The sequence below is a fragment of the Bradyrhizobium sp. P2_E8 genome (assembly GCF_056403875.1).
Window position 1 is genome coordinate 1 of the sequence record NZ_JBFUES010001923.1, and the last position, 535, is coordinate 535.

A 535-nucleotide genomic window follows, 5' to 3' on the forward strand; every position below is an offset into this window, starting at 1 on the left:
GCACGACGCCTTCGCCGAGGCCGTCGATCTGGATGTCGGAATTGGGCAGGATTTGCTTCAGCGCCGCCCGCACGCCGTTGAGGTCGCGCTTGACCGCGATGTCATAGGCCGCAATCTGCTGGCCGGCGGAATCGAAGAACACGATGTTGGTCTGGCCGACCGTGGCGCCGATGATGTAGGCGCGCTGCGATGAGCGGACCACCGCATTGGCGATCTTGGGATCGGCGACCAGCACATCCTTGATGTCGCGCGGGAGGTCGATCACGATGGACTTGCCGACGCCGAGGGAGAGGAAGCGCGCGTTCATCTGGCCGTCGGCCGCGACCGGCGCCACGGGGCGGTAGTCGGCGGCGACCACGGGGGTCAGCGCCGGGTTGAGCACCAGCGCGAGAGCGGCCGAAAACGACAGGGCGCGGACCATTGAGGTTCGCATCGTCGCCAAATCTGCCCTGCATTTCATATCGACTGCCCTCATCGTGCCTTCGCCGTCGAGCTTGGGATACCGTAGCGAATGATCGAAACGCCATCGCGCTTC

The 535-nt window shown here is 65.0% G+C and carries 1 protein-coding gene; it reads right to left on the minus strand.

What is annotated here, in order from left to right; all coding sequences use genetic code 11:
- On the minus strand, positions 1 to 460 hold a 460-nt coding region (locus tag AC1D00_RS44730), incomplete at its 3' end, for a pilus assembly protein N-terminal domain-containing protein (protein ID WP_477015163.1).
- Between the last annotated feature and the right edge of the window lie 75 nt (positions 461 to 535).